The following is an 8,934-nucleotide window of genomic DNA, read 5'->3' as shown; positions in this document are numbered from 1 at the left end:
GTAATAAATAATTATGATAAAAAGTCTCCTTTTTCAAGTTTTCTTTCTGCAATTTCAGGAAGAGAAGGGATTCCACTTTGGTGCTTTTATGTTAACAGAGGACAAGCTTTAAGTAGCATAGGGATTGGTGATAAGAATAATTCAATAATGGAATTCTTTCCTGCAAATGAAGCTTATAAAAGAGTATATACTAATGGATTTAGAACTTTAATAAAAATTACAAATAAAGAGAACTTATTATATGAACCCTTTTATGTTTCAAATAGTGAAAATATAAATAGAAGGATAAGAATAAAAAATAATGAAATAATTTTAGAAGAAGTAAATAAGGAGTTAGGACTTAAAACAAGAATTATTTACTTTACTATTCCAAATGAAAATTTTGCAGCATTAGCTAGGAGAGTTGAAGTTACTAATATTGGTGAAGATAAAATTGAATATGAAATAATTGATGGGGTACCTACAGTAATACCATATGGAACTGACTATTATGGATTAAAGAATATGGCGAATACATTAGCAAGCTATATGGAGTCTACAGTATCTGATAATAAGGTTGCTACATATAAGGTTAGATCTTCCACTGGTGATACAGCTGAAGTTAAAAGTATTAATAATGAGTATATTTATATGGCTTTTGATAAAGATTGCAATAAATTAAACTTAATTGTAGAATCAGACAAAATATTTGGGTATGATACTACATTAAGTGAGCCAATAGAATTCCTAAAAAATCCAGTAATTGAATTAAGTAAAAAGTCACAGAAAAGCAATAATAAAATTCCAGCAGCTTTTTCCTGCACTAATGGAATTATAGATGTTGAAGAAAAGATAAATATTTATAGCTATTTAGTTTATGTAACAGCTAATGAAAATAAAAATGATATTGATAAAAGGATAAGTAATGTAGGTTACTTTGAGAAGAAAAGAATTGAAAGTAATAATATAATAGATGATATTTCAAAACATGTTAACACAAAGACTGCATATAAAGAATTTGATGAATATATTAAGCAATGCTATGTAGATAATGTACTAAGAGGTGGATATCCAATTCAAATAGGAAGTAGCAAAAAGGTTTATTATATATATTCTAGAAAACACGGAGATTTGGAAAGAGATTATAATTTTTTCAGTATAGAACCTAATTTTTATTCTCAAGGTAATGGGAACTTTAGAGATGTTAATCAAAATAGAAGGCTTGATTGTTATTTACACCCTTTTGTAGGAAAAGAAAATATTAAAACCTTCAGTGATTTAATTCAACTTGATGGATATAATCCCTTAGTTGTTAAGGGAAAGAAGTTTATTATTAATGATGAAAATAAAAAGGTAATTAGTAAGTTAGATAAAAATATTATAAGTGCAATTAGTGAAGTTATAAGTAAGGAGTTTACAGTAGGAGAGTTATTTTCTTCACTAGTAAATAATGAAAAGCTTAATAAAGGCGATGCTACAGATATTATGAATCGTATAATTGATATATCCTCAGAGAAAGTAGAAGCTGATTTTGCAGAAGGTTTTTGGATAGATCACTGGACTTATAACTTAGATTTAATAGAAGAATATTTAAATGTTTTTCCAGATAAAATAAAGGAATTATTAATAGATGAAAAGAACTATAGGTTCTATAATTCTGAAGAATATGTCCTTAAAAGGAAAGAGAGATATGTTATAAGTAATAATAAAATAAGACAATATAGATTCCTAGAGAAAAAAGATAATTTGGAAAATAACTGGATATATACAGAAAAGGGTGAATTATATCAAACTAACTTATTAACTAAATTAATAATGTTAGCAGGAATTAAATTTTTAACTTTAGATGAATATGGTATAGGGATTGAAATGGAAGCAGGAAAGCCAGGCTGGAATGATGCAATGAATGGATTGCCAGGATTGCTTGGTTCAAGCTTTTCAGAAACCGTTGAATTAAAAAGATTATTATTATTTATTAAAGATAGACTATGTTTAACAAAAGAAATATATATACCAGAAGAATTTTATTCTTGTTTAATGGAAGCATATAAAAATTTATCTTCTAATTTAACTGATTTAGAATATTGGAATAAATCATCAGATTTAAGAGAGCAGTATAGAGAAGAAACTAAATATAAAATAAGTGGTAAGGAAGCTTCTATATTAAGTAATGAATTAGAAGAAATTATAATAAAAATGATTTCTAAAATTGATTTTGGTATAGAAAGAGCTAAAAAGCTAAATGATGGTAAAATACCTACATTTATGTACTATGATATCACAAAGTATAATGTGAATGATAATCAAAGCATAGAGCCACTAGAGTTTAAAATAAACTTCTTACCTTTATTTTTAGAAGGGCCAACAAGATATTTTAAAACTAATATAACTCATGAAGAAAGTCTAAATATTTATAATCAAATTAAAAATAGTGAGATTTATGATAAAAAATTAAAAATGTATAAAACCTCTGAATCATTAGAAGATGTTACTTTTGAAATTGGAAGATCAAGAGGGTTTACTGCAGGATGGCTTGAGAGAGAAGCAATATTTATGCATATGGAGTATAAGTATTTATTACAGTTATTAAAATGTGGATTATATGAAGAGTATTTTGAAGAAATAAAAAATATATTACCATCTTTCATGAATGCTGAAGTTTACGGCAGAAGTGTATTAGAAAACTCATCATTTATAGCTAGTAGTGTGAATCCAGATGAAAATGTTCACGGAAAAGGATTTGTAGCACGTTTAACAGGAACTACTGTTGAGATGTTAAATATGTGGAGAATAATTATGACTGGTGAAAAGCTATTTAGTTATGATGATAAGGGATTAAAATTTACTCTTTCCCCAATATTACAAAAGGAATTTTTTGATAGTAATAATAGGATTGAAACAACCCTACTAGGAAGAATTGAGCTAATTTATATAAATAGAAATAGAAAAAATACCTTTGGAACAAATAAAGGTATTCTTAAGGAACTTCTTATAACTAAGGATAATGGAGAAGTTATCAAGGTTAATGGAAATGTAGTAAAAGGAGAATTAGCTAAAGAAATTAGAGAGGGAAGTGTTATAAGAATCCAAGCCTATATTATGTAATGATAAAATTATTAATAATTTTATCAAGTAAGATTATAAGTTAATTTGTATTAGAAGCTGTATTTACAGCTTCTTTTTATTATATAACAAATATTATTATTTATTATTGCAATAAGATAATACCTTATAGTATTATTTAGTTAATTAAAAGATAAAATAATATAGACAATGAATTTATGGAGGAAATAATGTTAAATATAGGATGTCACTTATCAACAACAAAGGGATTTGAAAATATGGGGAAGGAAGCTTTAGAAATTGGAGCTAATACATTTCAATTTTTTACTAGAAATCCTAGAGGTGGAAAGGCAAAAAATATAGATGTTAATGATATGGAAGGGCTTTTAAGAATAGCAAGAGAAAATAATTTCACAACTATATTAGCTCACGCACCATATACATTAAATGCATGCTCAGCAGATGAAAGAACTAGAGAATTTGCAAGAGAAATGATGGAAGATGATTTAATGAGGATGGAGTTTATGCCAAATAATTTATATAACTTCCATCCAGGAAGCCATGTAAAGCAAGGTGTAGAAATAGGTATAAATTACATAGTAGAGCTATTAAATAATGTATTAAAGGAAGAGCAAACAACAACAGTTTTATTAGAAACAATGGCTGGAAAAGGCTCTGAAGTAGGAAGAACCTTTGAGGAAATTGCAGAAATAATATCTAGAGTTGAACTAAAAGATAAAATGGGAGTTTGCTTAGATACTTGCCATGTTTATGATGCAGGTTATGATATAGTAAATGATCTAGATGGAGTTTTAGAAGAATTTGATAGAATAATAGGTTTAGACAGATTAAAGGCTATACATTTAAATGATAGTAAGAATCCTTTTAAAAGTCATAAGGATAGACATGAAAAAATAGGAGAAGGTTCTTTAGGATTAGAAGCAATAACTAATATAATTAACCATCCAAAGCTTAAGCACTTACCATTTTTCTTAGAAACACCTAACGAGTTAGATGGATATGCAAAAGAAATAGAACTATTAAGAAGTAGATATAGAGATTAAATTATATAATTCTAAATTATGAGGAATTGTGTGATTTAATATAGAGGTTGGTAGATATTTTATTATGGTGACTTGGAGTTTATCTAGTGGCAAGGAATATAATATCTACCTCCTTTTTTTTCTTGATATTTACTTATTTCTTGTGTATTATAATTCATAGTTAGAAAGGTGTGTTTTTAATGGAAGATTTAATAAAGTCTATTAAAGAAATATTAAGTGAAGAAATAATAAAGATTGTAATTAGTAATAGAATAAATAAAGAGTTTGCTTATAATAAAATTAATATAGAGCAAAAGATTAATAATAAGGGCAAAAAATATTATCAAATAGAAAAATTTACAGATAAGCAAGTTTTTCATGAAAATATTGAAGCTAAAGATTTAGAAAAAGAACTAATTAATTTAGTAAATAACAATTATAAACAAGTAGCAGCTTGGTCTAATGAAACAACTTTTGACTTAAAGATATCTAAAAAAGGAAAGGTATTCTTAGGCAAAAAGAAAGGTAACAATAAAAATATAGTTAATAAAAGCCATAATAAAGAAAAAAATTATATCTTAAAAGAAGGTATGATAATAGAGCCTTTAATAGATTTAGGAGTATTTACTAAAGAAGGTAAGGTTATTAACTCTAAATATGATAAGTATAAACAAATAAATAGATTTATTGAAATAATAGATGATGAAATAAAGAAAAATGATTATAAAGAGCTTACAATTTTAGATTTTGGTTGTGGAAAGTCATATTTAACTTTTGTATTATACTATTACTTTGTAAAAATTAAAAATATAAAAGTTAAAATGATAGGTTTAGATCTTAAAGAAGATGTAATAAAGAAATGTAATGAAATAGCAAAAAGATATAAATATGATAATTTACATTTTGAATTAGGAGATATAAACGGCTATAAATATGAAAATAATGTAGATATGGTAATAACATTACATGCTTGTGATACTGCAACAGATTATGCCTTATATAATGCTGTAAAATGGAATGCAAAGATGATTTTCTCTGTGCCATGTTGTCAACATGAATTTAATGCCCAAATTAACCCAGAATCTTTATCTATTATATCAAAATATGGTATAATTCAAGAAAGAGTTTCTGCACTTATGACAGATGCAGTTAGAGGGAACTTATTAGAGGCTGTAGGATATAAAACTCAACTTCTAGAGTTTATAGATATAGCACATTCTCCAAAGAATATATTAATTAGAGCGTCAAAAAGTAAGATATCTCTAGAAAAGAAAGAAAAGGCTTTAAATGAAGTGGATGCTTTAATTAAGGAGTTTAATTTTAATCCTACATTATTAAATCTATTAAAAAATGATAAATTGATATAACTTGCAATGCTGCGCTTAATTAAGTGCAGCATTTTTACTATATTTGTTTTGTTAACAGAAGAAAAGTTATAATATAATAATATTAAACGCTGGGGAGGAGAATTATGGATAAAAATCAATTGAAAACCAAAATAGAAATAAAAGTAAATAATGAGTATATAGCACAAGAAGAATACTTCAAAGCTTTGGCTGAATATTTTATAGAAAAGGTCTATAAAAATGAAAAAGGAATATTGTTAGTAGCTGGTGAAAGAAATACTTTTAAAAAGGCAAGTATTAGAAGTGTATTTGAAGTTTTAAAAGAAGAGAAAATTATAAATAACGAAAAGTTAGAAGAGATTGATTTATCATCTTACAATTTTAATATGGGATATAATGCTTTTTTAACGGATTTATATGAAGTGTTAAAGAATAATTCATTTTATGGTGTAATATTTAAAAATACTGAAAAAGCATCTAATGAAATTCTAAATTTACTAGCTAAGATTTATCCTAATTCTTGTATAAAATTAGAAAACAGATATAAAGTTAGAAATAATTTTTTAGTAGAAGCTAAGCAAGAAGAAAGTAATACTATAAATGAAATGATTTGTCATAATAAGTTTTTTATATTTACTTATAATTATGAAGAAAAGACTGAAATAGATAATTTAATTGAATCTTCATTTAAAAATATAGATAAGGTTTTATATACAAGAGAACTTACTGAAAAGGAAAGAAATAATATTATAAGGAAAAAGCTTAACAAGGAAATAAATGAAATAAAAAATAATTATGGAATTCAAATACTATTAGGTTACAAAGAGGATGTTAGAGAAAATGAAAAGTATTCTGTATGTCAGTATCTACAAAATTATTTTAGAAGAAGAGGAAGTTTTGCCATTACAGAATATATAAAATATAAATTTACAAGTCCAATTAAAATCTTAATAGAAAAGGAAAAATTAAGTGAAGGTGAAAAATTATTAATATATGTAGAAGATAATGGTCTAAGGTGTAAAGCAAATGATTCTAAATACAACTTAAATAAATATTTAATACCTACTTTAGAAGAAGTAAAGTATAGGCTTGAATCTATAATAGGTTTAAGAGAACTAAAGGAATTTTTATTAAATGTAGAAAATAATAAAAAGGTTCAAATCATTAGAAAGAAGCTTGGATTAAAGACTTCTAATATTTCATTAAATATGATTTTTGCAGGTAATGCAGGTACAGGAAAAACTAATGCTGCCAGGATAACTTATGAATATTTAAATGCACTTGGATTATTAACTAAAGGAATATTAGTAGAAGTTAGTAAAGCAGATTTTATAACAGAAAATATAAGTGAAACAGCAAAAAGAACTAAGGATATAATTGATTCTGCAATAGGTGGATTATTATTTATTGACGAGGCATATTCATTATGCGAAGGAGAAAATGATAAGGTAGGAAAAGAAATCGTAGATTCATTAATAAAAGGAATCGAAGACAATAGAAATAATCTAACTGTAATTTTAGCTGGCTATGAAAAAGATATGAAAGAGTTCTTAGGTGTAAACCAAGGGCTAAAATCAAGATTTCCTAATATAATTCATTTTGAAGATTATACCCCAAATGAAATGTATAAAATAGCACTTCAAATTGCAAAGTCTAAAGGATATAGAATTTCAAAAAATGTTAAAGGCGACCTTATAGATTTATTTACAAGAAATCAGCTTACTGGTAAGAATGATTTAGGTAATGCAAGATTTGTAAGAAATATTATTGAAAATGCAATAATTTTTTCTTCAAGAAAATATCTAAATAATAATAGAAGTGAAATAGACCTTTTAGAAAGAGAAGATTTTAATTTCAAGGCTAACGCTAAATTTGATTTAGAAGAAAAATTAAATAATATAATAGGTTTAGAGGAAGTAAAAGAGTTATTAAGAAGTCAGTACAAGTTACTTATAGCTCAAGAGAAAAGAAAGTCTGTTGGAGTAAATACAGAAATAGAACAAAATTTAAATATGGTGTTTGCAGGAAACCCTGGGACAGGTAAAACTAGTATAGCAAGATTAGTAGCTGAGATGCTAAACAGTATGGGGTTATTAAAAATTGGACAACTAATTGAATGTGATAGATCAAGCTTTGTATCAAATATTCCTGGGGAAACTTCTAAAAAGACAGAAGGTAAATTTAAAGAGGCTCTTGGAGGAGTATTATTTATAGATGAAGCATATACTCTTGCCAATGATGGTTTAGGTAGAGAAGCAATAGAAACTCTTCTAAAGCTAATTGAAGATTACTCTAATGAAGTAATAGTTATATTAGCTGGATATGAAGCAGAAATGGAAGAATTCTTTGATGTAAATATAGGACTAAGATCAAGATTCCCATTATGGACGAATTTTGAAGACTACAATCCAAATGAACTTTTAGAAATGGCTATTAGGTTAATTGAATTAAAAGGCTTTAAATTATCTAAAAATGGGCATGCTTCTCTTAAGAAAAGTTTTATAGACATTTATGAAAATTCAGATTCTCAATCTGGAAATGGAAGAATGGTAAGGAATTATGTTGAGAATTTAATAAGAGTACAAAGTATTAGAATAGCAGAAGAAGATACAAGTGTATATGAAATAAACCTTATAACCGCAAGGGATATTGAAAAATTAAATACATCTCAATATGACAATGAATTTGATTTAGAAAAGCATTTAAAAAATTTAGTTGGAAATGAAGAAGCAAAGGAATTCCTAAGAGATCAATATAAGTTAATTAGAGTAAAGGAAAAGAGAAAGAAGCTTGGTTTATCTACTGATATAAATAGATATATGAACATAATTTTTACTGGAGATATTGGTACAGGAAAGAAAACAGTTTTAAATATCTTAGCAGAGACCCTATGTAGTATGGGAATAGTAAAATCTAAAAATATAGTAGAAATAAATAAGGATGAAGCAATAGAGTGCATAAATAAGAATTTATCCTTTGAAGATATTTTAAATAAGCAAATAGGAAAGGTTATTTATATAGATGGTGCAGAATTTCTATTAAAACCATATTCTAATAAAATAGTAAAAGATTTAATAAAGTTTATGGATAAGAATAGTAATAATTCTATATTAACATTATCCGGTAGAGAAGATGATATTAGAAGAATTATGTATTTAAACCCTGAACTAAATTATAGGTTTTCATCAATGTTAAACTTTAAGGATTATAAGAAAGATGAACTAATAAATATGGCATTAGGAATTCTAAAGGATAAGGGATATATTTTAGATGATAATTCAAGGATAGAATTAACTAATATAATAGATGAATTATATGGTAATAAGGATTTAACATTAAAAAATGCTCTTATGGTTAAACAATACTTAGATATTTTAATTAGAGAACAAAGTATTAGAATTTGTGATACTAGAATAAATAATAAAGAAATGAACTTAATAAATACAGAAGACCTAGTTCAAAGCAACGAAAAGTTTATTCTTAAAAATATATCTAATAATTAA

The 8,934-nt window shown here is 25.8% G+C and carries 4 protein-coding genes; all 4 read left to right on the top strand.

What is annotated here, in order from left to right; genetic code table 11:
* Positions 1-3,084, top strand: a 3,084-nt coding sequence (locus tag HUJ77_RS12670) for a hypothetical protein (RefSeq protein WP_291709184.1), incomplete at its 5' end; no start/stop codon positions are given.
* Positions 3,085-3,272: 188 nt separating this feature from the next.
* A complete protein-coding gene (locus HUJ77_RS12665; protein ID WP_291709182.1) occupies positions 3,273-4,106 on the top strand; it encodes a deoxyribonuclease IV in 834 nt (277 codons plus the stop codon).
* Positions 4,107-4,285: 179 nt separating this feature from the next.
* A complete protein-coding gene (locus HUJ77_RS12660) occupies positions 4,286-5,452 on the top strand; it encodes an SAM-dependent methyltransferase (protein ID WP_291709179.1) in 1,167 nt (388 codons plus the stop codon).
* A 104-nt stretch (positions 5,453-5,556) separates the two neighbouring features.
* Complete coding sequence (locus HUJ77_RS12655) at positions 5,557-8,934, top strand: AAA family ATPase (RefSeq protein ID WP_291709177.1); 3,378 nt, start codon at positions 5,557-5,559, stop codon at positions 8,932-8,934.

Origin of the sequence: Clostridium sp., from assembly GCF_021443865.1 — a bacterium.
Taxonomy (GTDB): Bacteria; Bacillota; Clostridia; order Clostridiales; family Clostridiaceae; genus Clostridium.
Note: the sequence above shows the minus strand (reverse complement) of the source record. Positions and strands in the feature narration are given on the sequence as shown.